The organism is Aestuariimicrobium kwangyangense DSM 21549 (assembly GCF_000421525.1).
In the GTDB taxonomy this organism is placed as follows: domain Bacteria; phylum Actinomycetota; class Actinomycetes; order Propionibacteriales; family Propionibacteriaceae; genus Aestuariimicrobium; species Aestuariimicrobium kwangyangense.
Window position 1 is genome coordinate 106267 of the sequence record NZ_ATXE01000004.1, and the last position, 22463, is coordinate 128729.

Here is a 22463-nt window from a genome sequence, read left to right on the forward strand (position 1 = left end):
GCCGTGCCTGACACGATCTGCGTCGACCTGGGCGGGTCGAGCGTCAAGCTGGCCCGGGTCTCGGCTGACGGCCGACTCACCCTCGGCCCGGTGTTGTCGGTGCCGTCCTCCCCCGAAGACCTCGGCCCGCTGGCGGCGGCGCTGGTCGGGCTGGGCCGAAGCTCGACGGACGACCGGCTGGGGGCCGCCGGGTTGGCGCTGCCCGGCATCGTCAACGAGCGAGGACTGGTGGCGTCCAATGCCAAGTACGACGGCTTCGCCGGAGTCGACCTCCGCGGTTGGCTGGCGACCACGACAGGACTCCCCGAGTCGTGCGTGGTCGTCGAGAATGACGCCCGCTCCGCACTGCTCGGCGAACTGGCCGCCGGCTGCGCGGTGGGGGTCAAGGACGCAGTTCTCGTCATCCTGGGCACCGGTGTCGGCACCGCTGTCGCCCACGACGGGCAACTGCTGGTGGGAGCCCACGGCCACGCAGGTGTGCTGGGGGGCCACCTGACCGTGGCCGTGGGCGGCCCACCCTGCACCTGCGGCAACCTCGGTTGCGCCGAGGCGATCGCCGGCAGTTGGGCCCTGGGTCGCACCTGGCAGACAGTCGTCGGCGAACCGCCGCCGGCCCACCTCGTCCCGCTGGGCTACCGCGGACTGCTCGATGCTGCCGCTGCCGGTGACGCTGCGGCCGCAGCCGTGTGGACCGCCGTGAGAGACGTGCTGGTGGCGCTCGTCGTCGACCTGTGCCACGCCCATGACCCCGACGTGGTGATCTTCTCCGGCGGCCCCCTCCAGCACCCCATGGTCGACGTCCCCGCCCTGATGGACGACGTGCACCGCCGCCTCTACCCGTCCAGCCACCGGCCAACCGCCCTCCGGGCCACCGACCCGGCCTCCTCGGTGCTGCTGGGCCTCGACCACCTCGCCCGCCGCGCCATCCGGCCCGGCACCACCACCCAACCCACGGGAGCAGCATGACCTACCGCGACGACCACCCCCGCAACTACGACCGGTGGCCGGTGGTCGAGGTGCCCGATGGCGCCGCCACCAGCGGGGCGGAGGTGTGGACGACCCTGGTCGCCGCGGCCGGCGAACGTGACGGAGGTCGTCCGGTGCTGGTGGTTGACACCTACCCCGGGGTCGACCTCGACCTGCTGCGCCAGCAGGTGGGGCGGGTGTGGGGCGACCACGATGTCGTCGACGTCGAGGACGAGGCCGCACTGCCGATCGCCGAGATCGACCAGATGGTCCAGGCCAACCTCACCGACGACCGGGTGTTCGGCGTGCTCAGCCATCACCGCCTCGAGGACTTCTACGACCACCACCGGCTCGCGGCGGTGAGCGACAGGGTCGAGAACGCCGTCCGCCCGACCCTGGTGGTGGGCTGGGGTGCTGCTCTGGTGGCCCCGGAACGGGCCCTGCTGGTGCTGGCCGACCTGGCCCGCTGGGAGATCCAGCAGCGGCTGCGAGCCGGCATGCCCAACTGGCGCTGCTCCGAGCCCGAGGACGACATCCTGCGCGCCTACAAGCGTGGCTTCTTCGTGGAGTGGCGGGTGGCCGACCGCCACAAGCGCCGCCTCTTCGACCGCCTGGACTTCGTCCTCGACACCAACTCCGCCGAGCCGCACCTGCTCGACGGGACGGGGTTCCGCGCCGGGCTGTCCGAGGCGGCATCGCGTCCCTTCCGCGTGGTGCCCTTCTTCGACCCCGGGGTCTGGGGCGGCCAGTGGATGAAGGAGGTGGTGGGCCTCGACCGGACGGTGGAGAAGTTCGCCTGGTGCTTCGACTGCGTACCCGAGGAGAACTCGCTGCTGCTCGAACGCGACGGGGTGGTGACGCAGGTGCCGGCGATGGACCTCGTGCTGAATCACCCGCGCGAACTGCTCGGCGAGCGCACGTTCGCCCGGTTCGGTGCCGAGTTCCCGATCAGGTTCGACTTCCTCGACACGATGGAGGGCGGCAACCTCAGCCTGCAGGTGCACCCGTTGACCGACTACATCCAGCGCACGTTCGGCATGCACTACACCCAGGACGAGAGCTACTACCTGCTCGATGCCGGACCCGACGCGGTCGTGTACCTGGGCATCAAGGACGGCGTCGACCCCGACGAGATGGTGGCGGCCCTGCGGCGGGCCGAGGCCGGGGACGAGCCGTTCCCGGCGGAGCGGTACGTCAACACGTTCCCCGCGCGCACCCACGACCACTTCCTCATCCCGGCCGGGACGGTGCACTGTTCGGGTGCCGACTCGATGGTGCTGGAGATCTCGGCCACCCCCTTCATCTTCACCTTCAAGATGTGGGACTGGGGCCGGGTCGGGCTCGACGGACGGCCGCGTCCGGTGCATCTCGACCATGCCGAAGCCAACATCGCCTGGGAGCGGCGGACGGACTGGGTCGGGCAGAACCTGGTGGATCGGGTGGAGCAGGTGTCGTCCGGGGAGGGCTGGAGTGAGGAGCGCACCGGACTGCACGAACTGGAGTTCATCGAGACCAGGCGGCACTGGTTCACCGGTCCCGTCGAGCACGACACGGCCGGCACGGTGAACGTGCTCAACCTCGTGGAGGGGGATGCTGCGGTGGTGGAGTCACCCAGCGGGGCCTTCGCGCCGTTCGAGGTGCACTACGCCGAGACCTTCATCGTCCCGGCGGCGGTGGGTCGCTACACGATCCGGCCGCTCGGGGAGGGTGACCGTTGGGGGACGGTCAAGGCCTACGTGCGAGGCACCTGAGCCACGTCGGTTGAGTGGGGGGCCGGGTCCCCCAGCGCCTAGGCTCGGGGCATGACCACCAGCACCGTCCAGGGCGTCGTCACGATCATCGCCATCGGGGTCCTGGTGCTGGCGGTGGCCGCCCTGCTCGACTGGCGCAGCAAGCGCCGGGCGGAGACGATCCTCGCCGCGCCCACCAGCGAGACCATCGCGGGCGAACCCGTCCCCGTCCCTGACTACCTGACCCCCGAGACACTGCAGAAGACGGCGAAGGCACCCGAAGCGGTCACGCCGGACGAGGCGGAGGTCCTCGCATCGGCTGAGGCCGAGCCGTCCACCCTGCATTTCGACCACGGTCTGGTCGACCCTCGCCAGGCCAACCGCAGCGACCCCGAGCGGCTGGTGCTCAACGGACCTCTCGTGCTGGTCGTGAGCGATGGCATCGGCTCGCCGCAGGAAGTGCTGCAGACACTGGACCGGGCTGCTCGCGGGAATGAGGCGATCGTGCTCGCCTCGCTCGCCATCGACCCCGAGGTGGTTGACCTGGTGAGCGTCAACGCGCAGCAGGGAGTGATCAACGCTGGCACCCTCGTGCTGCCCCGGGAGGCCCTCGAAAGCCTCGCCGCGGCGACGGGTGCCACCGCCCTCAGCCGGGCCGACCTGCAGGCCGGCTACGTGCCGCACTCCGCCTATGGACGAGCGGCGTGGGTGACGGCCGATGCCGAGCACACCACCATCGTCGCGCTGACCAGCGATGACGGACCCTCAACCGAAGCCTGAACTGTCAATCAAGACTTGACCCTGAAGCCGCGGTCATCGTTTGCCTGTGAGTTGCCACCCGGACTCTCAGCCCAGGCTCAGCTCACAGCCCTCCATTCGTCCTCCCTGGACGATCGTTCGGCCTAGCCAGCGCGCATTCCGAGGACCTCGCCACCCTCCCGGGGAGCACCTGAATCACACGATTGTGGTTTTTGACCCCTGACCGGCATGTCGGCTTGCAGTCGTAGGGCAGACCACTTCGGACGGCTTGTGGACGTAGGCGCGTCGGCTTACTTTTCTGGCGTCGACGATCGAGCTCACGCGGGTGACCGGGTGATGGGCGTGGTGTTGGCGTACCCCCCAACCGATGGGGTGTGCCCTGCACCGGGGAAGACGCCCTTCGATCGACGGCTGTCGACCTGCGGCAGGGAAGGCCGCACGGAAGGAGCCCCCCATGCTGCGCCTCTTGGTCAGCCTGCGCATCGGCGCTACCGCTGCTGGCCTCGCCGGAGCGATCGTCGCCTCCGGTGTTGCGATCGGTCCGAGCGCCATCGCGAACTACACCACCCTGCGCGCCACCACCGCCGTCAACGTGCGGTCGGTGCCGAGCCCGAGAGGCCCCATCATCGGGGTGCTCTACCTGGGCGGCACCGTCAAGCAGACCGGACCCGTCAACAACGGCTGGGTGCCCGTCACCTGGAACGGACGCTCCGCCTGGGTGTCGTCCAACTACCTCACCGGCGTCCGCGCGACCGAGTCGGCCCCCGTCAGCCAGTCGGGCTCCATCGGTAGCCGAACCGTCACCGAGGCGCTCAACGTGCGCACCGGGCCCACCGTCACCGCACGCGCCGTGGGTCTGCTGCCGAAGGGCGCGACCGTCACGCTGACAGGCCTCGTCAACGCCTCCTACACCCAGATCATCTGGAAGGACGGCCGGGCCTGGGTCGCGACGGCCTGGCTGGGCACCTCCGGGTCGGCCGACACCACGCTGGTGGCCAAGAGCCAGGGACGTGCCACCGCCGACCTGATGATTCGCACCTCGGCGGACGCCTCGTTCACCTCGCTCGGCGACATCCCCAAGGGGACGATCCTGAACCTCACCGGCAAGACCGGCACCGGCGTCGTCGAGATCATCTGGCAGGGCAGCCTGCGCTGGGTCAACGCCGCCTACGTGGCACCCGTCGATGGCGCGCCGGTGGTCATCACACCGACGCTTCCCAAGGTGATCGGAATCCAGTACGCCACCGCTGCGCTCGACATCCGCACCACCTCCGGGACCGATGCGGTCACCGTGGGCGAGGTGCCCGCGGGCACCGCGCTCAGCGTGACCGGTGTGGTGCAGAACGGACGAGCCCAGATCGTCTACCAGGGCGCCGTGCGCTGGGTGACCGCCCTGTACCTGAGCTCGACCAAGCCTGGCTCCAACATGGACCCGACCTACGGCGGATCCTCGGGTCTGGTCGGACTGCCCAGCAACACCTACACGCTGCTGGTGAACGTGCGGTCGACTTGGCCCCAGATCAAGACGATCTACGGCATCCGTCCCGACTCCATCCCCGACCACCCAAGTGGTCACGCCCTCGACCTGATGCTCCCCAGCTGGGGCACGACGTCCGGCAACGCGCAGGGGTGGCAGATCGCGAAGTGGGCCCGGGCCAATGCCGATCGACTCGACATCCAGTACGTCATCTTCGACCAGCACATCTGGAACCGTGATCGGGACGCCGAGGGATGGCGCCTGATGGCCGACCGTGGTGGAGCGACAGCCAACCACCGCGACCACGTGCACATCACGACGCGGTTCTGAGGATCCGCGGCCGCGCCCGATTGGCCCACGGTCAACGGCAGGTCCTAGACTTGCCCAGCCGGGTCCCCATCGTCTAGCGGCCCAGGACACCGCCCTTTCAAGGCGGCAGCGCGGGTTCGAATCCCGTTGGGGATACCAGACCACGAACCCCGCCGAGCCCAGCTCGGCGGGGTTCGTCGTTCCCTTCCCGAGGCGGAAAGCAGTGACGTGCAAGCTCGGGGCGGCCGCTTCACCAAGGGGGCAGCCAGCGTCTCCGCGGCGAATCGTGCGGATCGTGCGCTCTCACACCGATTGTTGCGCCCAGGAGGACCGGATTGCCGCCAGGGGACACAATCCGCACGATTGGGGCGAGAGCCTCAGACCGAGACCGCACGCCATGGCCGCGCCACCAGCCGGCCGCGTCTGGCTCGATTGGCGAACCCCGCGGGGTTGTGGCTATTCTTCTCTAGCTGCCTGTTTCGGGTAGCAGCTCACCGAATCGCAAGGTTCGAGGGCCGCCAGGCCCCGTAGCGCAGTTGGTTAGCGCGCCGCCCTGTCACGGCGGAGGTCGCGGGTTCGAGTCCCGTCGGGGTCGCTGAAGCGATGATGTCTCGCACATCATCGCTTTTGTCTCTCAGTGAGCATGCTCGCGAGGGATGGCCAGGTAGCTCAGTTGGTAGAGCGTTCGCCTGAAAAGTGAAAGGTCACCGGTTCGATCCCGGTCCTGGCCACCACAGCCCCGGTCCGCCGGGGCTTTTTTGTCTGTCCGGACAGCCCCCGGGACGGCCACGGGCCTCACTCGTGCTCGCGACCCAACTCCGCAGGGGAGGCGGTGATGTCGCCCATGATGCCGGTCGCCGACTTCGGCCAGGTCACGAACCGCACCCCCATGTTGATCATGGCCTGGAGTCGGTTTCGTCCACCCAGCAGCGACCGCAGGTGGACGGCCACCCACAGCACCCAGGCCGGCCCGGAGCGCAGCGTGTAGCCGGGCTTCCCGTCCTTGCGGTTGGGGAACTGGAGCACGGCGTCGAGGCGGCCGATGGTGGCCATCGTCCCCTTGTCGGTGTACTCGAACGGACGCGTGGCCCGGCCCTCGATCCGCGCCAGGATCGTCTGGGCCACGTGGGCGCCCTCCTGGATGGCGGGCTGCGCCAGCTGCGGCAGCGGGTCGTCCTCGATCAGGGCGGCGTCGCCGATGGCGTAGACGTTGGTGAACCCCTTCACCGTGAGGTCGCGGTCGACCAGGATCCTGCCTCCCCTGCCCTGCGGCATGCCCCACCCGTTGACCACGGAGTGGGCGCCCACGCCCGCCGCCCAGACGACCACGTCGACGTCGAGGGTGCCGCCGTTGGCGAAGGTCACCTGGTTGTAGGCCACCTTCGAGATCGTCGTGTTGAGCCTCACGTCGACCCCGCGCTTGCGCAGTTCGGCGAGGGTGTAGTCGCGCAGTCCGGGTTCGAAGGGGGCCAGCAGGGCGGGCCCCATCTCGACCAGCACCACCCGGAAGTTGTCGATGTGGATCTCGGGGTAGACCACCGGCAGGGCCTCGGACTTCATCTCGGCGAGGGTGCCGGCCATCTCGACTCCGGTGGGTCCGCCTCCGACCACCACCACGGTGAACCGGCGATCTGGGTCGCGCTCGGCCGTCAACTGCTCCAGGCCGGAGTAGATGATGTCTCGTACCTCGATGGCCTCGCCCCGGGTGTAGATGGAGCGTGCGTTCTCGGAGGCTCCCTCGATGCCGAAGAAGTTGACCCCCACCCCGGGGCTCAGCACCAGGTGGTCGTACGCGATCGGCTCGCCGCGGCTGACGACCACCTGCTGGTTCTCGGTGTCGATGGCGTTGACGGTGGCCCGGCGGAAGCTGACCCGTCCGACGGCATGGTTGGACGCGAACCGTCGCAGGGAGTAGGTGATGTCGCCCGGATTCAGGCCCCCGGTGGCCACCTGGTAGAGCAGGGGCTGGAAGGTGGTGTAGGGGTGGCGGTCGACCAGGGTGACCCGGAACCCGGCCTTGGCCAGCTGGGTGCTGGCGTTCAGTCCGGCGAACCCGCCACCCACGACGACGACATGCTGATCACGATGCGGCATGTGACCATTCTCTCACCGGACGGCCCCTCGACCGGCATCGAGGAACGACTGCGGCCGCTCAGAGGACGTAGGCCGACAGCCATCGCCGCAGGTGCTCGAAGACGTCTGCACGCGCCCTCTCACCCGACAGCACGAGGTCGTGCATGCCGTCGGTGATGCGCACCACGGTCACGTGGGGGCCCAGACGAACCGAGCCGCGTGCCAGCTTGTCGACGTCGAGCACCGTGTCGGTGGTCTGGGCCAGCGGGCCGTAGGTGCGCCGAAAACTCGTCTTGTGGCTCAGCATGCTGATCACCGGGGTGTCGATGTGCAGACCGGCCTTGACCTCGGCGTGGCCAGCCATGATGGCCCGCATCCAGCCCACCCTGATGGCGAAGGACGGGTGCTGCTTCAGACCAAGGTCGAAGTCCCACTCGCCGTCCTGGGAGGCATGGATCGAACGTGCGTAGATACCGGCGTCGGTCAGGGGCAGCACCGTGGTCGGGTAGCGCTGGCCGAGGGTCTTCATCATGGGGGCGGTCACCGCCTTCAGCACGGGCGCACCCTGCAGGTCGATCCACGGGGAGTTCAGGACGACACCGTTGAACCGTCCGGGACGCTCGTTCGCCCACAGCGAGGCGGTCAGACCGCCGGTCGAGTGGCCCATCAGCGTGATGTCGTCGTGGTCGGCCGCGATCACCGCGAAGGCTTCGTCCAACTCGTCGAAGTACTCGTGCAGGTCGGTGACGAACCCGCCCAGTTGCCCCTCGCGCAGCGACCGTCCGTAGCGCCTCAGCTCGATGGCATGGAAGTCGAATCCCAACCCATCGAAGAACTCGGCCAGATGGGTCTGGAAGAAGTAGTCCGACCAGCCGTGCAGGTACAGCACTGCCCGTCGATGACGGGGTGGGTGCTGCCTGACCAACGTGGCGCAGAGGTCGGTGTCCTCGGGTTCACCGTCGGCCACCGCCGGGTCGTGCAACTCAAGCCGGAGACACTCGTAGCCGGGCAACAACTCGTCGGGGTACCAGTCAGCCACGGGGTACGAGTCAGCCACGGGGTACGAGTCAACCATTGGGGTCACCCCTGGATCCGGTCAGCGACCGTCCGGGTCGTCGTCCTCGCCGTCCACGTACTGCGCAGCGAGATCTGCGTACTGGTCGTCGTCCAGATCGACAAACCTGCTGTCGTCCGGCGAATCACTGCGGAGCTCACGCTCCAAGGAAGCAAAATCTGTGTCAACCGAGCGATATTTCAGATCGCGGGCAACCTTGGTCTGCTTCGCCTTTGCACGGCCGCGCCCCATATGGGTCGACCCCCTCGCTGTGTCCCTCGCGGGCGTGCCCGCGGAAATGTGTGTCAACTGTCGTGAGTGCAAGGGTAGCGGAGCCACCTGCCCCATCCAAAGTGATTCCGCCCCCAGCGAGTGCCGGGCGGGTCGCCCGTGGCGGGCGCCGCCTGCGACCATCGGGACCGATCGGCTGACCGGGCGCCGATCAGGCGTGTTCGCCGACCAGTTCGACCCCGTCCCGGGACTCGACCCGACCACAGACCCACGACTCCACCCCGCGGGACGCCAGGCTCGTCCGGGCGGCGTCGACGGCCGATTCCGGCAACACGACAGCCATACCGACCCCTTGGTTGAGGGTGGCCTCGAGATCGGCCCGGGAGACCTTGCCCACGCCCTGCACGAGCTGGAAGATCGCCGGCGGGGTCCAGGTCGAGCGCTCGACCACCGCCCCCAGACCGGACGGGAAGATGCGGGCCAGGTTGTTGGCGAACCCACCACCGGTGATGTGGCTGATCGCATGGATCCCGTCGCCGGGCTGGTCACCGCGGGCGGCCTCGATCATCGCGAGGATGTCGGTGGCGTAGACCTTGGTCGGCGTCAACAACGCCTCGCCCAGCGAGGTGCCCAACTCGTCGACCTGTCGGTCGAGCGACCAGCCCGCTTCGGTGAGCAGGACGTGGCGCACCAGCGAGTAACCGTTGGAGTGCAGACCCGACGAGGCCAGCGCGAGCACCACGTCGCCGGCGACGATGCGATCGGCACCCAGGATCTGGTCGCGCTCCACCACGCCCGTGGTGGCACCGGCGATGTCGTACTCGTCGGGCGACAACAGTCCCGGGTGCTCGGCGGTCTCCCCACCCAGCAGGGCCGCGCCAGCGACCTCACAGGCGGCGGCGATACCGCCGACGATGGCCGCGATCCGCTCGGGGACGACCTTGCCGCAGGCGATGTAGTCGGTCACGAAGAGGGGCTCGGCACCGGTGACGACGAGGTCGTCGACGAGCATGCCGATCAGGTCGAACCCGATGGTGTCGTGCTTGTCGAGGGCCTGCGCGATCGCGACCTTGGTGCCGACACCGTCGGTGGAGGTGGCCAGCACCGGCTGGCGGAAGTTCTTGAGCGCCGAGGCGTCGAAGAAGCCGGCGAACCCGCCCAAGCCACCCAGCACCTCGGGACGGCGGGTGCGCGCCACGTGGGCCTTCATGAGCTCGACCGCGCGATCACCGGCCTCGATGTCGACTCCCGCTCGGGCGTAGGCGGACTGGCTCATCAACACTCCTGGGGGTGGTATCCGGTGGGGACGGGCACGGGGTAGACCCCGTCGAAACAGGCCCGACACAGGTTCTCCATGGGCTGGTGGGTGGTCTTCACCAGACCCTCCAACGAGACGAATCCGAGCGAATCGGCGCCGATGGCGGCGCACATCTCGTCGATGGTCATCTGGGGCGCCAGCAGCTCCTCGCGGGTGGCGAAGTCGATGCCGTAGAAGCAGGGCCACTGCACCGGGGGCGCCGAGATGCGCACGTGCACCTCGGTGGCGCCGGCATGGCGCAACATGGCCACCACCTGGCGCTGGGTGTTGCCGCGGACGATGGTGTCGTCGACCACCACCAGGCGCTTGCCCTTCACCACGTCGCGCAACGGGTTCAGCTTCAGTCTGATGCCCATCTGCCGCATGGTCTGCGAGGGCTGGATGAAGGTTCGTCCGACGTAGGCGTTGCGCACCAGACCCTGCCCGTAGGGGATCTTCGACTCCGCCGCGAACCCGATCGCCGCGGGCGTTCCCGACTCGGGGGTGGGGATGACCAGGTCGGCCTCGACAGGGTGCTCCTTGGCCAGTGTCTTGCCGACCTTGACCCTCACGTTGTGGATGCGTCGGCCCTCGACGAGGGTGTCGGGTCGCGCGAGGTAGACGTACTCGAACAGGCAGTGCTTCGGGGCGGGCTCGGCGAACCTGACCGAGCGCAGGCCCTCCTGCTCGGTGATGATCACCAGTTCGCCGGGAGCGACGTCGCGGACGATCTCGGCCCCGACGATGTCGAGGGCTGCCGTCTCGCTGGCCACCACCCAGCCGCCGGAGGGCAGCTTGCCGAGTGCCAACGGACGGATGCCCTGCGGGTCACGCGCCGCGAACAGGGTGTTCTCGTCCATGAACGTGAGGCAGAAGGCGCCACGCAGCTGGGGCAGCACCTCGAGGGCGGCCTGTTCGACAGTGAGGTCTTCATAGGTGGCCAGCAGCGCCGTCAGGATGGAGGTGTCGTTGGTGGAGTCCATCCGATTCTTGTGCGGCACCTGGCTGGGTGGCATCCGGGTGGCGAGGATGGCCTCGAGTTCGTCGGTGTTGGTCAGGTTGCCGTTGTGGGCCAGCGCCAGCCCGCCACGCCCGGTGGGACGGAAGGTCGGCTGGGCATTGCCCCACACCGAGGCACCGGTGGTCGAGTAGCGGGTGTGACCGATGGCGAGGTGTCCCGGAAGGGAGTTGAGGGCCGCCTCGTCGAAGACCTGGCTGACCAGCCCCATGTCCTTGAAGACCATGATCCGTTCACCGTTGCTGACGGCGATGCCGGCGGACTCCTGCCCGCGGTGCTGCAGCGCGAACAGACCGAAGAAGGTCAGCTTGGCGACTTCCTCCTCGCGGGCCAACACCCCGAACACCCCGCAGTGGTCCTGCGGGCCGCGGTCGAGCGGATCGAGTTCATGGGTGAGCAGACCGTCGGGACGAGGCACACGGTCACCCTACAGGGGCACGACCGGACGGACCGGCTCGTCCGGGGCTGGCTCCGCTCGGGCGCGGAAGCCGCCCGTCACCACCCCAGCTGGGCCAGCAACCTGTCCACCATGGGCACCACGTGGTCACCGGGGGAATCCGGTCCCAGTGGCTCCCACAGCAGCGCCTCACGAACGGTGTAGCCGAGGGTCGACACCAGCAGGCGCTCGTCCGAGACCTGCCAGGCCGGCAGGGACCGTTGGACAGCGGGAACCAGGTGCTGGTGGCAGTCACGGCCATCGGCGACGTCGGCCAGTGCTCGCTCGTGGGATCGTCCGTAGTCGGCCCAGGGTTCGGCGAAACGCGCCCATTCCAGGTCGAACAGTCCGGTCACCCGACCGGAGACGCCGTCGAAGCGCTCGCCGGGGTCGTCCTGCCACCAGATGTTGCTGGCATGCAGGTCGCCGTGGATCACCGGCAACTCGGGGCTGTCGACCCGGGGTACCAGGTCGGGGTGGGCCACCAGTCCGTCGAGGATGCGCTGCTTCTGGTCGTCCCTCAGCACGGAGCGTGGGTCGGCGAGCAGTCCTCGCACGCGCGGGAGCGGCCAGCCGAGCATGGCACCGCCCAACAGGTCGCCGTGGCCCAGCAGGTCTTGGTAGTTGGGGACCGACAACACGGCGCGGGTGACCTCGGCGCTGGGGCGGTGTTCGTAGAGCTGGGCGACCAGGTCGGCGGTGGCCACGGCCGCGGCGTCACGTTGCTTGAGGGTCAGGTCGGGCCACACTGCAGCCAGGGTGCGCCCCGGCATGCGGCTCGAGACGGCCCAGGTGAGGCCGTCCAGTCGTCCGAAGGCGAGCACCGTGGGAGACCCCAGCGACACCGGCAGCTCACGTAGCAGGAGCGACTCGGCCAGCAGCCGGTCGGTGTTGCCCAACCAACACACTCGTAGCACCCGGTCATCGCCGACCATCACGGTGTGCTGCGACCAACTCGGCACGATCTCGCCGAGCTCGTCGGCTCCGATGCCGGCGGCCCGGGCGCAGCCGAGGATGCGTTCGCGGGTCGCGGGGTCGCGCGTGGCGAGCGTCATGACAGCCCTCGCCGCCGCATCCATTCGGCCAGGACTTCCTCGACGTCGAGTTCGCGGGTGAAGATCGGCACCCGCTCGGTCTGGCGCACGTTGGCGTCACGGATGCGGTCGTTCAGGTCGGCGATGATCTCGCGAGCGGCTTCGATGCCGCGGACGTCGGCCAGGGTCTGCTGGATGTCCTGCTTCTCGCGGCGCAGCGCCAAGGAGGTCGGCATCGCACCGCGCAGGTCTTCCTTCTCGAGCTTGCGGCGGATCCACCACTCGTCATCACCGGGTCGACCCAGGTCGACCGGCTTGCCCTCACCGGGCAGGTTCGAGAACTCCCCCCGCTCGGTGGCCTCCCGGATCTGGCGGTCGATCCAGTTCTCGAATCCCATGCCCCCACCCTTCCTTGCGGTCAGCGAGCCAGTCGGGCCAGCAGCAGGGTCTCGGCCAGGCAGGCCTTGCGCCAGTCGCCGAGGTGCAATGACTCATCAATGCCGTGGGCTCGGCTGTCGGGGTCACCGACGGCGGTCACCAGCACGTCCGCCTGGGGGAACTGCCGCTGGAAGTCAGCCACCATCGGGATCGAGCCTCCCTGGCCGACCTGGACCGGATCGACCCCCCAAGCCTCCCGGAAGGCGTCGGTGGCGGCCTCGGCGACGGCGCCCTCGAACGGGATCAGTCCCGGCTGGCCGGCGTCGCCGTCACGGACCGTGACGTGGGCGCCGAACGGTGCGTGGCTCTCGAGGTGGGCCCGCAGGGCCTGGGTGGCACGGTGGGCGTCGTCACCGGGCGCCACCCGCAACGAGACCTTGGCGCGCGCCTTCGGCTGCAGCGTGTTCGACGCGTTCGCGACCGAGGGGGCATCAATGGCGAGGACGGAGACCGATGGCTGGGCCCACAGCCGGCTCACCACCGAGCCGTCACCGATCCAGTCGACCCCGTCGAGCAGCCCGGTCTCCGACCGCAACCGGTCCTCCGGGTAGTCCAGGTCGGGCGCGTCGGTGCTGCCGAGGCCGGCGACGGCCACTCGTCCGCGGTCGTCGTGCAGGGTCGCGAGCAGGCGGCAGAGGGTGGTCAGTGCGTCGGGGACGACCCCACCGAACGACCCGGAGTGCAGAGCGTGGTCGAGGGTCTCGACCTCGACGACGCAGTCCGCGAGGCCCCGCAGGGTGGTGGTGAAGGCGGGCACCCCGACCTGCCAGTTGCCGGAGTCGGCGATCACGAACACGTCGGCCGCCAGCGCTTCGTGGTGGCGCTCGATGATGGTGGCGAGGCTCGGCGAGCCGATCTCCTCCTCACCCTCGATGAACAGGGTGACGCCGACGGGCGGCTGGCCCTCGTAGGCCCGCAGGGCTGCCAGGTGGACGGCCAGTCCACCCTTGTCGTCTGAGGTGCCGCGGCCGAACAGTCGGTCCTCCCCCACCGCGTCGGTGCGCTCGGTGGCGACGAACGGCTCACTCGTCCACAGGGACTCGTCGCCGGTGGGCTGCACGTCGTGGTGGGCGTAGAGGCAGACGGTGGGCTGACCCGAGGGGGCAGGGAAGTGGGCGATGACGGCGGGCTTGCCACCGTCCTCACTGACGATGCGCACGTCGGGGCAACCGAGGGCCTCGAGTTGGGCGACCACCCAGGCCGCCGACCGGTCGACCTGGTCGGCGTGGTCGGGCAGCGAACTCACCGACGCGATGGCGCAGTGTTCCTTGAGGGAGTCGAGGGTGGCGGGCAGCACCGCTTCAACGCGGGCCCGCAGCTCAGCATCGTCGAAAGCCATGGTTCGACCCTACGCAGTTCACCCGTGGGCCGCGAGCCGACCCCGACCGGTCAGGCCGGGTGCCTAGGATGCTCGGGTGACGTGCACCCCTCAGGCCCGCAGATGGGTCCTTCCCCTGCTCGTGGTCACCGGAGTGCTGGCGGCGTCGACCCCGCCGCTGCCCGCCGAGGCCGCACCTGGCCTGCCGGCGGGTTGGTCGAGCGAGGTCCTGGTGCGTTTCGCGCCCTCGGCCGACCGTGTCCACCGCACCCAGGTGCTGAAGGCGGCCCAGTCGACGAAGCGACTCACCAGGACCCCCGTGGAGAAGAGGCAACTGTTCACCGGAACCGTCGTGGTCGATGGCGCCGGCGATCCGCAGGCCGTGATCGCCGCCCTGCGAGCCCGCTCCGACGTGGAGTACGCCGTGCCCAACCGTCGGGTCACCGCGGTCAGCAACGATCCCGACTTCGCCAAGCAGTGGAACCTCAAGGGGCCCGCGAGCATCAACGTCGAGCCCGTCTGGCAGTGGACGGGGACCGGGGTCAACGTGGCGGTGCTCGACACCGGCCGGACCGCCCACCCCGATCTGGCGGGGCAGTACCTCGGGGGGTATGACTTCATCGCCGACCCGACGGCCGCCGGCGACGGCAACGGCCGCGACGGTGACCCCACCGACGTGGGTGACTTCTGCAGCTCGACGGGTGACTCGTCCTCGTGGCACGGCACCGCGGTGGCCGGCACCATCGCCGCCCTGCGTGACAACGGACGAAACATCGCCGGGGTGGCGCCCGGGGCGAAGATCGTGCCCCTGCGCGTGCTCGGCCGCTGCGGCGGGCTGGAGTCCGACGTGATCGACGCCATCGGCTGGGCCAGTGGCATCCCCGTGCCGGGAGTGCCCACCAACACCCATCCGGCGAAGGTGATCAACCTCTCCCTCAGCACCCTCGACCCTTCGAGCTGCACCGCTGACTGGCAGCAGGCCGTCCAGGCCGCCAGGGCCCAGGGGTCCCTGGTGGTGACGGCGGCCGGCAACGCCGGCGCGGCCGCCCAGAACTTCGCGCCCGGCAACTGCCCGGGAGTGCTCGACGTGGCCGCGAGCACCTCGACCCAGGCGCGTGCGGTCTATTCGAACTACGGCGGTCCGGTCGATCTCGCAGCGCCGGGCGGCGACCAGTCGGCCCCCCTCATGCTGCTGGGCGTGAATGCCGGCACCACGAACAATGGCTCCTACACCGACGTCCTGGGGGCGGGCACCTCGTTCGCAGCGCCACAGGTCGCCGGGGTGGCCGCGATGTTGTGGCAGCAGCAGCCGACGCTGACGGTCGCCCAGGTCGAGGCAGCACTCACGAGCAGGGCCCGCCCGGCAGCAACCTGCTCGGGTTGCGGCAGCGGCATCGTGGACGCCTCCCGCACCCTGACCCCGACCCTCAGCTCGCAGGTCTGGGCGGCCACCGGACTCGACGGTGGTACCCGGGTCTCGTTCCGCGGCACCGGGTTCACAGGCGTCACCGCGGTCACCGTGGGAGGGGTGCGACTGGCTGACCTGGTGGTCAGCTCCGACACCGAACTCAGCGGCGTCATGCCCGCCCACGTGTCGCCGGGCGCCTACCCGATCCGGATGGTCGGAGCGGCCGGGACCACCATGGTCGGACGAGCGACCTACGTCGCCCAACCCGTGATCTCGTCGCTGTCGACCACCAGGGGGTCCTCCGGCATCGTGATCCGGGTGACCGGACGAGGGTTCCTGCCCGGGATGACGGCCGATGTCGGTGGGGTGGCGGCCGTGGTCACCAAGGTCGAGTCGCCCACCTCGGCACTGGTCAGGATCCCGGCAGGGTCGTCCGGTCGTCGGGGGATCGTGCACGTGACCACCTCGCAGGGCACCAGTTCTGGACGCAAGGCTGCCGTCTTCACCTGGGCGTGAGGCGGCGAGGGGTTGCCTCCGGGGCAGGTGGCCCCGGGCTGGAACGGGGCAGCTTGGACGGGCCGCACGATGGGGGGTGCCCATCCTCGTCCTCACCTGACACAGTGACCTCATGACGCAGGACCCCACGAACCCTCGCCCCACGAGACACCGTGCGAGGGCCTTCGCACCCCTGGCCGTGCTGCTCCTGGGCCTGGTCGTGATCGCTGCCCTGGTCGCGATCCAGCCGCGGGGTACGGGCTCGTCCCCGTCGCCCACCAGCGCCACCAGCCCCAGCGGCGCCCGCACTCCGACCGGTCCGGCGCAGCCGGTCGGCGTCCAACTCTTCCAGTGGCCGTGGACCTCGATCGGCGCCGAGTGCCCCGCCCTGGCCAAGGACGGCTACGCGTTCGTCCAGACCTCTCCCCCACAGGAGTCGATCACCGGGGATCCTGCCTCGCTGGCTCCGTGGTGGATCGTCTACCAGCCCGTCTCGTACAAGCTCGAGTCAACCCTCGGCACCCGCGCCGAGTTCGCCGCGATGGTGAAGGCCTGCCACGCGGCAGGCGTCGAGGTGCTGGTCGATGCCGTCATCAACCACATGACGGGTCAGGACACGCCCGGGGTCGGCACCGCGGGCTCCCACTACGACCACTACGACTACCCGGGCCTCTACGGACGGGCGGATTTCCACCACTGCGGGCTCACGGCCGGCGACGAGATCGTCGACTACACCAACGCCACCGAGGTGCAGACCTGCGAACTGGTCAACCTCGCCGACCTCGACACCGGCTCCCCCAAGGTGCGACGCACCCTCACCGCCTATCTCGCCGACCTCCAGTCGCTGGGGGTGGACGGTTTCCGCGTCGACGCCGCGAAGCACATCTCGCCGGCCGACCTGGCCGCCATTCTCGACCCCTTGCCGAAGCGTCCGCGGTTGGTGCTCGAGGTGATCCGGGGCGGGGACGACGAACCGATCGCCCCCGAGCAGTACGCCGGCATCGGTCGGGTGCAGGAGTTCGGCTACGCCCGCGCCCTGCAGAACATCTTCGGCAACTATTCGTTCGACTCCCTCAACGACTTCAACACCGCCTCGTGGCTGCCCTCGGTCAACGCCATCACCTTCGTCGACAACCACGACACCGAGCGCAACGGCGAGACCCTCTCGATCCAACGACTGGACGAGTACCGGTTCGGGGAGGCCTTCCTGCTCGGCTACGGCTACGGCACCCCCGTGGTCTACTCCGGGTACCGATTCGAAGTGGGGGCCACCGACCAGGGGCCGGCCCGTGACTCGTCCGGTCAGGTACTTCCCGCCACCTGCACGGGCGTGACCCAGCCCCGGGACGAGGGGTTCAGCTGCAACCACCGCGACCGACTCGTGATCGGCATGATGGCCTTCCACCGAGCCGTCGGCGACGCGCCGGCCGAGGTGGCCGCCGACGGCAACCTGGCCACCATCGTCCGCAGGGCCGACGGGGCAGGCGCGGGTGGCGGGGTGGGCTTCGTGGCCATCAACGCCGGCGAGACCGCGGCCACCTCACAGCGACAGACCGGGCTGGCCGACGGTGACCACTGCAACCTGGCGGACGGGTGCGCGTCCACGGTGCAGGTGAAGGACGGACTGCTGGTCACCCCGGTCCCGGCCGGGTCGGTCGTGGCGATCACCGTCGGGCGATAGGCGACCTCAGCGAGCCGCTGGAGTCAGGCGGACAGGCCTTCCACCCGGACGGGTCCGGTGGTCTCGACCCGCAGCGGGCCGTCGACCGGGAAGGTCTGCAGGCTGGCGCTGACCAGCCCGTCGGCGGTGAAGACCTCGACCAGCCCGTGGTCCTCGATCACGACCAGGTCGACCGGGTCGCTGGTTGCCGAACCCGCACGCCCCAGAGGCACCACGATCGGCGCCTCGGGATGCACGGCGATGACCGACGCACGGGAGCGATCGATCTCGAGCCGGTCGCCGGGCCGCCTGATGACCAGTTCGCTGCTGGCCGGTTCGCCGCCAGCGCTGTCGCCCACCCGCCGCAGGGTGAGGGCTCCGCCGTCGTCCAGACCCGTCGTGATCCGGTAGGCGGCGGCCGTGGCCAGGGCCCCTCCGGGAGCGGGGTGGAGTTCTGTGAACAGGCTGGGCAGCAGGGGTAGGTGGGCCAGCGCCAACTCGTCCCCGTCACGTCGAAGGCGCAGTCGCCTGGGCAGGGTCATCGCCGACGCCCAAGGGCGGGTGGGGCTGTCGCGCGCGTAGAGCCAGTTGCTCATCCATCCGATCAGGGTGGTCTCGGACTCACCCGAGAAGGTCACGCCGGCGTACAGGTCGGGGCCGTGGTCGAGCCAGCGTGACTCCTGCTGGCTGGTGAAGACCTCGCCGTCGAAGCCCCCGACGAACCATTGCATGCCGGAGCCTCCGGCTGGTGCCCCGTCGCCGACGCTCACCAGCATCACCCAGCGGCTCTCGGACGTCCCCTCGACGGGCATCTCGAACAGGTCGGGGCATTCCCAGATGCCGAAGGTCGAACCCTCGGGCCCGAAGCTGCTGGCGAGCGTCCACTCGACCAAGTTGGTCGAGGTGTGCACCAGCACCTGCCGTTCGTGGGCCTCGACGGCGACCATCACCCAACGCTGGGTCGGCGTGTGCCAGAACACCTTCGGGTCGCGGAAGTTCTCCGAACCACGCATGAGAACGGGATTGCCCGCGAACCGCGTCCAGGTCTGGCCGTCATCGAGACTGAAGGCCAACGACTGGCCCTGCTGGTTGCCCCAGGTGGGGTCGGACTGGAAGGCGCTGGTGTGGATCGCCACCAGCGGTGGGTTCTCGGCGGTGCCGAATCCCGAGGTGTTCAGCTGGTCGAAGACGACGCTGCCCGAGAAGATGCCCTCGGTCGGGGTGCCCACGATCGCCACCGGTTTTTCGGTCCAGGAGAGGTAGTCGGACGAGGTGGCGTGCCCCCACGACATGTTCCCCCACTCACGCCCGTGCGGGTTGTTCTGGAAGAACAGGTGGTGCACACCGTGGTGGGTGATCAGCCCGTTGGGGTCGTTGAGCCACGTGTCGCGAGCCGTGAAGTGCAGACTCGGACGCCACTGCGCGGTCTGTGGCGCCTCGACCTCGGACGACGGGTCGTGGGTGTTGTCGGACATGGCCGCACCTCTCCTTGCTTCGCGGCCGGCTCAGCCGACCGGGGCCAGTTGGGCAGCCGGGGCGTTCATGGCGTCAGGGATGGGTGCCGTCCATGCGGTGCGGAGTTCGTCCAGCCCGATGTCGAACCGTCCGCCCTCGAAGCCGCCGATCACCTCGAGCGACCCCTCACCGGTGACCTCACCGATCCGCTCCCAGGCGACACCGTGTTCGGCGCACAGCTCCTGCAGACGACCCAGGGACGAACCGGGCAACGACACCAGGGCGCGGCCCGCGGACTCCGAGAACAACTGCACCGTCGCGTCACCACCGCCCTGGGGCAGGGTGACGGCCACACCGAGGTTGTGGTGCAGGGACGACTCGACCAGCGCCTGCGCCAGGCCCCCGTCGGCCAGGTCATGGGCCGAACTCAACAGTCCCTCGACGGCGGAGCTGATCAACACGCGTCCGAGTGCCTTCTCGGCCTCGAAGTCGACCACCGGCGGTCGTCCACCCAGGTGCCCGGCGTGGACGACCTCGGCCCACGCCGAACCCGACAGTTCCTCGCGGGTGGTTCCGAGCAGCACCACCGCGTCGCCCGCGTGACGGAATCCGCTGGGGTTGCGGGTGGAGACGTCATCGATCACACCCAGCATGCCCACGGTGGGGGTGGGCAGGATCGCGACGTCACCGGTCTGGTTGTAGAAGCTCACGTTGCCACCGGTGACCGGGGTCCCGAGGGCCTGGCAGCCGTCGACCAGTCCCTTGATGGCCTCCACGAAGGTCCACATCACGGCGGGGTCCTCGGGCGAACCGAAGTTCAGGCAGTCGGTGATGGCCACCGGTTCGGCACCCGAGGTGGCGACGTTGCGGTAGCTCTCGGCCAGCGCCAACTGGGCACCCTGGTAGGGGTCGAGGTAGCAGAAGCGTCCGTTGGCGTCGGTCGACAGCGCGATGCCCAGGCCCGACTCCTCATCGATGCGCAACATGCCCGAGTCCTCGGGCTGGGCCAGCACGGTGTTGCCGCGCACGTAGCGGTCGTACTGGTCGGTGACCCAAGACTTGTCACAGAGGTTCGGCGAGCCCACCAGCGCCAACACCTGCGCACGCAGGTCGTCGGACGAGGTGGCGCGCGGCAGTCGCTCCGCGGCGTCGGCCTGCACCTCGTCGAGCCACTCCGGACGGGCCAGGGGGCGCTCGTACACCGGTCCCTCGTGGGCGACGGTGCGCGGGTCGACGTCGACGATGGTCTCGCCGTGCCAGTCGATGATCAGGCGGTCACCCTCGATCACCTCTCCGACGACGGTCGCGAGCACGTCCCACTTGGCGCAGACCTCGAGGAAGCGTTCGACCTTGGCCGGTTCGACGACCGCCATCATGCGTTCCTGCGACTCCGACATCAGGATCTCCTCGGGGGCCAGGGTGTGGTCACGCAATGCCACCCGGTCGAGGTCGACGTGCATGCCTCCGTCGCCGGCGCTCGCCAACTCGCTGGTGGCGCACGAGATCCCGGCAGCCCCGAAGTCCTGGATGCCGTTGACGAGGCCCTCGGAGAACAACTCCAGGGTGCACTCGATCAGCAGTTTCTCCATGAACGGGTCGCCGACCTGGACGGCGGGACGCTTGGCGGGCTTGCCGTCGGCATCGGCGAAGGTCTCGCTGGCCAGGATCGAGGCACCACCGATGCCGTCACCACCGGTTGCGGCGCCGTACATGATCACCTGGTTGCCGACACCCGAGGCGTGGGCCGTGTGCAGGTCCTCGTGGCGCAGCAGGCCGACGCAGAGCGCGTTGACGAGGGGGTTGCCTGCGTAGGTGGCATCGAAGACCACCTCACCGCCGATGTTGGGCAGACCGAGACAGTTGCCGTAGCTGCTCACCCCCGACACCACTCCAGGCAGCACCCGTTGGGTGTCGGGGGCGTCGAGGGGCCCGAACCTGAGCGGGTCCATCACCCCGATCGGACGCGCACCCATCGCCAGGATGTCGCGGACGATGCCACCGACCCCGGTCGCCGCCCCCTGATGGGGTTCGACGTAGCTGGGGTGGTTGTGCGACTCCGCCTTGAACGTGACGGCGTAGCCCTGACCGATGTCGACCACACCGGCGTTCTCGCCGATCCCGGCCAGCAGCGGCCCGCGGGGGGTCGTCTGCTCGAGCACCCCGAACCGCTTCAGGTGCACCTTCGACGACTTGTAGGAGCAGTGCTCCGACCACATCACCGAGTACATGGCGAGTTCGGCGCCTGTCGGTCGGCGTCCGAGGATCTCGCGGATGCGGGTGTACTCGTCCGCCTTCAGGCCCAGTTCGGCCCAGGGCTGCTCGACGTCGGGGGTCTGGCTTGCATGCTCAACGGTGTCGGCCACGGGCTCAATCTACCGGAGCGGCGCCCCCGGCAGGGGTGGCCGCCCACCGCCGGCGGTCGGCCGGTGGCGCCGCTCGTCGGTCAGGCGGCCAGGACGCCGTCGATCTGGTTGATGGCGCTGATTGAGCCCTCCTCGACGCCCATGTCGATCACCTGCTGCAGCGCCTCGGCCGAGGCGAAGGTCGAGACGAAGACGGCTCTCGTCCGCTCCCCCTGGGGCTCGAAGGAGTAGGTGCTCATGCAGACCGGCAGGTCGGCGTTGACCCGGAACTGCTCGTCGGCGAAGGCGTCCTCGAACGAGAAGCTGTGGGGCTCGTCCACGGCGGTGATGGTCCACACGCCCGGGTACTTCTCCCCCTCAGGGGAGGTCATGTAGTACCTGGTCTCGGCCCCGACCGTGAGGTCGTGCTGGACGAAGGTGGCCGGGTGGGAGGGCGGGCCGAAGACGCGCTCCAGTTGGCGCGGGTCGGCGTAGAGGGCCCACACCCGCTCGACGGGAGCATCGAACTCGGCCGTGATGGTGATGGTGCGGGTGTCGGGGTTGGAGGTGAAATCGGTGACGGGCATGTCAGGTCTCCTTCAGTAGTGCGTCGATGCGGTCAATGCGTCCCCGCCAGACCTGCTCGATCTCCTCGAGCAGTGAGGTGACGGAACGGACGGCTTCCACATCACCGCTCGCGAGTTGCTCACGGCCGCTGCGACGTTTGGTCAACAGCCCCGCTCGCTCGAGCACGGCGACGTGCTTCTGAACCGCGGCGAAGGACATGTCGTAGTTCGCCGCCAGGGTCGAGACCGAGTGCTCCCCCGCCAGCACCCGGCGCAGGATGTCGCGCCTGGTGCGGTCGGAGAGCGCGTGGAACATCGCGTCCGCGCGGTCCTCGCTGGTCTCACCCATGTCCCCAACATACAACCGTTTGGTTGTACGTCGTCAAGACCTCGGGCC

The 22463-nt window shown here is 69.3% G+C and carries 18 protein-coding genes and 3 tRNA genes; 9 read left to right on the plus strand and 12 right to left on the minus strand.

Going from position 1 to position 22463, the window contains the following annotated elements; translation table 11 throughout:
• The first annotated feature begins 3 nt into the window (after positions 1-3).
• The 7 genes from H507_RS17475 (at position 4) to H507_RS0112500 (ending at position 5975) form a co-directional block, all read left to right on the plus strand.
• Positions 4-966, plus strand: coding sequence for an ROK family protein (locus tag H507_RS17475; RefSeq protein WP_022911033.1), 963 nt, complete (start codon positions 4-6; stop codon positions 964-966).
• Positions 963-2717 (plus strand): class I mannose-6-phosphate isomerase, encoded by a 1755-nt coding sequence (locus tag H507_RS0112475; RefSeq protein WP_022911034.1) that lies wholly within the window; start codon positions 963-965, stop codon positions 2715-2717. The genes H507_RS17475 and H507_RS0112475 overlap by 4 nt, the downstream gene beginning before the upstream one ends.
• A 51-nt stretch (positions 2718-2768) precedes the next feature.
• Entirely contained in the window at positions 2769-3476 is a 708-nt protein-coding gene (locus tag H507_RS0112480) for a hypothetical protein (protein ID WP_022911035.1), read from the plus strand.
• A 433-nt stretch (positions 3477-3909) separates the two neighbouring features.
• On the plus strand, positions 3910-5262 hold the full coding sequence (locus H507_RS0112485) for an SH3 domain-containing protein (protein ID WP_022911036.1): 1353 nt from the start codon (positions 3910-3912) through the stop codon (positions 5260-5262).
• Positions 5263-5324: 62 nt separating this feature from the next.
• A tRNA-Glu gene (locus H507_RS0112490) sits at positions 5325-5400 on the plus strand.
• Positions 5401-5762: 362 nt separating this feature from the next.
• Positions 5763-5836, plus strand: a tRNA-Asp gene (locus tag H507_RS0112495).
• A 63-nt stretch (positions 5837-5899) separates the two neighbouring features.
• Positions 5900-5975, plus strand: a tRNA-Phe gene (locus H507_RS0112500).
• A gap of 61 nt (positions 5976-6036) precedes the next feature.
• Here H507_RS0112500 and H507_RS0112505 read toward each other — a convergent pair.
• From H507_RS0112505 to H507_RS0112540, 8 genes are all read right to left on the minus strand, one after another.
• Positions 6037-7335, minus strand: coding sequence for an NAD(P)/FAD-dependent oxidoreductase (locus H507_RS0112505; RefSeq protein WP_022911037.1), 1299 nt, complete (start codon positions 7333-7335; stop codon positions 6037-6039).
• A 58-nt stretch (positions 7336-7393) separates the two neighbouring features.
• Complete coding sequence (locus tag H507_RS0112510; RefSeq protein ID WP_245558927.1) at positions 7394-8371, minus strand: alpha/beta hydrolase; 978 nt, start codon at positions 8369-8371, stop codon at positions 7394-7396.
• Between the two features lie 39 nt (positions 8372-8410).
• On the minus strand, positions 8411-8782 hold the full coding sequence (locus H507_RS18475; protein WP_425393315.1) for a DUF3073 domain-containing protein: 372 nt from the start codon (positions 8780-8782) through the stop codon (positions 8411-8413).
• A 28-nt stretch (positions 8783-8810) separates the two neighbouring features.
• Positions 8811-9878 carry a phosphoribosylformylglycinamidine cyclo-ligase gene (gene purM / locus H507_RS0112520; protein ID WP_026378176.1) on the minus strand — a complete coding sequence of 356 codons (1068 nt, stop codon included), beginning with the start codon at positions 9876-9878 and terminating at the stop codon, positions 8811-8813.
• Positions 9875-11332 (minus strand): amidophosphoribosyltransferase, encoded by a 1458-nt coding sequence (purF, locus tag H507_RS0112525; RefSeq protein ID WP_022911041.1) that lies wholly within the window; start codon positions 11330-11332, stop codon positions 9875-9877. The genes purM and purF overlap by 4 nt, the downstream gene beginning before the upstream one ends.
• 77 nt (positions 11333-11409) lie before the next feature.
• Positions 11410-12405, minus strand: coding sequence for a phosphotransferase family protein (locus H507_RS0112530; protein ID WP_022911042.1), 996 nt, complete (start codon positions 12403-12405; stop codon positions 11410-11412).
• Complete coding sequence (locus H507_RS0112535) at positions 12402-12782, minus strand: DnaJ family domain-containing protein (RefSeq protein ID WP_022911043.1); 381 nt, start codon at positions 12780-12782, stop codon at positions 12402-12404. The genes H507_RS0112530 and H507_RS0112535 overlap by 4 nt, the downstream gene beginning before the upstream one ends.
• 20 nt (positions 12783-12802) lie before the next feature.
• Entirely contained in the window at positions 12803-14161 is a 1359-nt protein-coding gene (locus H507_RS0112540) for a dipeptidase (RefSeq protein WP_022911044.1), read from the minus strand.
• A gap of 76 nt (positions 14162-14237) precedes the next feature.
• Here H507_RS0112540 and H507_RS16750 point away from each other — a divergent pair, with 76 nt between their 5' ends.
• Positions 14238-16064, plus strand: a complete 1827-nt coding sequence (locus tag H507_RS16750; protein ID WP_051139821.1) for a S8 family serine peptidase — start codon at positions 14238-14240, stop codon at positions 16062-16064.
• Between the two features lie 112 nt (positions 16065-16176).
• On the plus strand, positions 16177-17724 hold the full coding sequence (locus H507_RS0112550; protein WP_026378178.1) for an alpha-amylase: 1548 nt from the start codon (positions 16177-16179) through the stop codon (positions 17722-17724).
• A 23-nt stretch (positions 17725-17747) separates the two neighbouring features.
• On the opposite strand, the gene H507_RS0112555 is transcribed toward H507_RS0112550, so the two are convergent.
• From H507_RS0112555 to H507_RS0112570, 4 genes are all read right to left on the minus strand, one after another.
• A complete protein-coding gene (locus H507_RS0112555; RefSeq protein ID WP_022911047.1) occupies positions 17748-19178 on the minus strand; it encodes a glycoside hydrolase family 32 protein in 1431 nt (476 codons plus the stop codon).
• A gap of 30 nt (positions 19179-19208) precedes the next feature.
• A complete protein-coding gene (gene purL, locus H507_RS16755; RefSeq protein WP_022911048.1) occupies positions 19209-21521 on the minus strand; it encodes a phosphoribosylformylglycinamidine synthase subunit PurL in 2313 nt (770 codons plus the stop codon).
• A gap of 80 nt (positions 21522-21601) precedes the next feature.
• Positions 21602-22087, minus strand: a complete 486-nt coding sequence (locus tag H507_RS0112565) for an SRPBCC family protein (protein WP_022911049.1) — start codon at positions 22085-22087, stop codon at positions 21602-21604.
• 1 nt (position 22088) lies between these two features.
• Positions 22089-22415 (minus strand): ArsR/SmtB family transcription factor, encoded by a 327-nt coding sequence (locus H507_RS0112570; protein ID WP_022911050.1) that lies wholly within the window; start codon positions 22413-22415, stop codon positions 22089-22091.
• Positions 22416-22463 lie beyond the last annotated feature (48 nt).

Excerpts from the sequence above, each read along its gene's own strand:
- H507_RS0112565 (WP_022911049.1), bottom strand. The coding sequence starts at position 22,087 with ATGCCCGTCACCGATTTCACCTCCAACCCCGACACCCGCACCATCACC.
- H507_RS0112555 (WP_022911047.1), bottom strand. The coding sequence starts at position 19,178 with ATGTCCGACAACACCCACGACCCGTCGTCCGAGGTCGAGGCGCCACAG.
- H507_RS0112540 (WP_022911044.1), bottom strand. The coding sequence starts at position 14,161 with ATGGCTTTCGACGATGCTGAGCTGCGGGCCCGCGTTGAAGCGGTGCTG.
- H507_RS0112475 (WP_022911034.1), top strand. The coding sequence starts at position 963 with ATGACCTACCGCGACGACCACCCCCGCAACTACGACCGGTGGCCGGTG.
- H507_RS0112530 (WP_022911042.1), bottom strand. The coding sequence starts at position 12,405 with ATGACGCTCGCCACGCGCGACCCCGCGACCCGCGAACGCATCCTCGGC.
- H507_RS0112535 (WP_022911043.1), bottom strand. The coding sequence starts at position 12,782 with ATGGGATTCGAGAACTGGATCGACCGCCAGATCCGGGAGGCCACCGAG.
- H507_RS0112570 (WP_022911050.1), bottom strand. The coding sequence starts at position 22,415 with ATGGGTGAGACCAGCGAGGACCGCGCGGACGCGATGTTCCACGCGCTC.
- H507_RS0112550 (WP_026378178.1), top strand. The coding sequence starts at position 16,177 with ATGACGCAGGACCCCACGAACCCTCGCCCCACGAGACACCGTGCGAGG.
- H507_RS0112480 (WP_022911035.1), top strand. The coding sequence starts at position 2,769 with ATGACCACCAGCACCGTCCAGGGCGTCGTCACGATCATCGCCATCGGG.
- H507_RS18475 (WP_425393315.1), bottom strand. The coding sequence starts at position 8,782 with ATGGTCGCAGGCGGCGCCCGCCACGGGCGACCCGCCCGGCACTCGCTG.
- H507_RS0112505 (WP_022911037.1), bottom strand. The coding sequence starts at position 7,335 with ATGCCGCATCGTGATCAGCATGTCGTCGTCGTGGGTGGCGGGTTCGCC.
- H507_RS0112485 (WP_022911036.1), top strand. The coding sequence starts at position 3,910 with ATGCTGCGCCTCTTGGTCAGCCTGCGCATCGGCGCTACCGCTGCTGGC.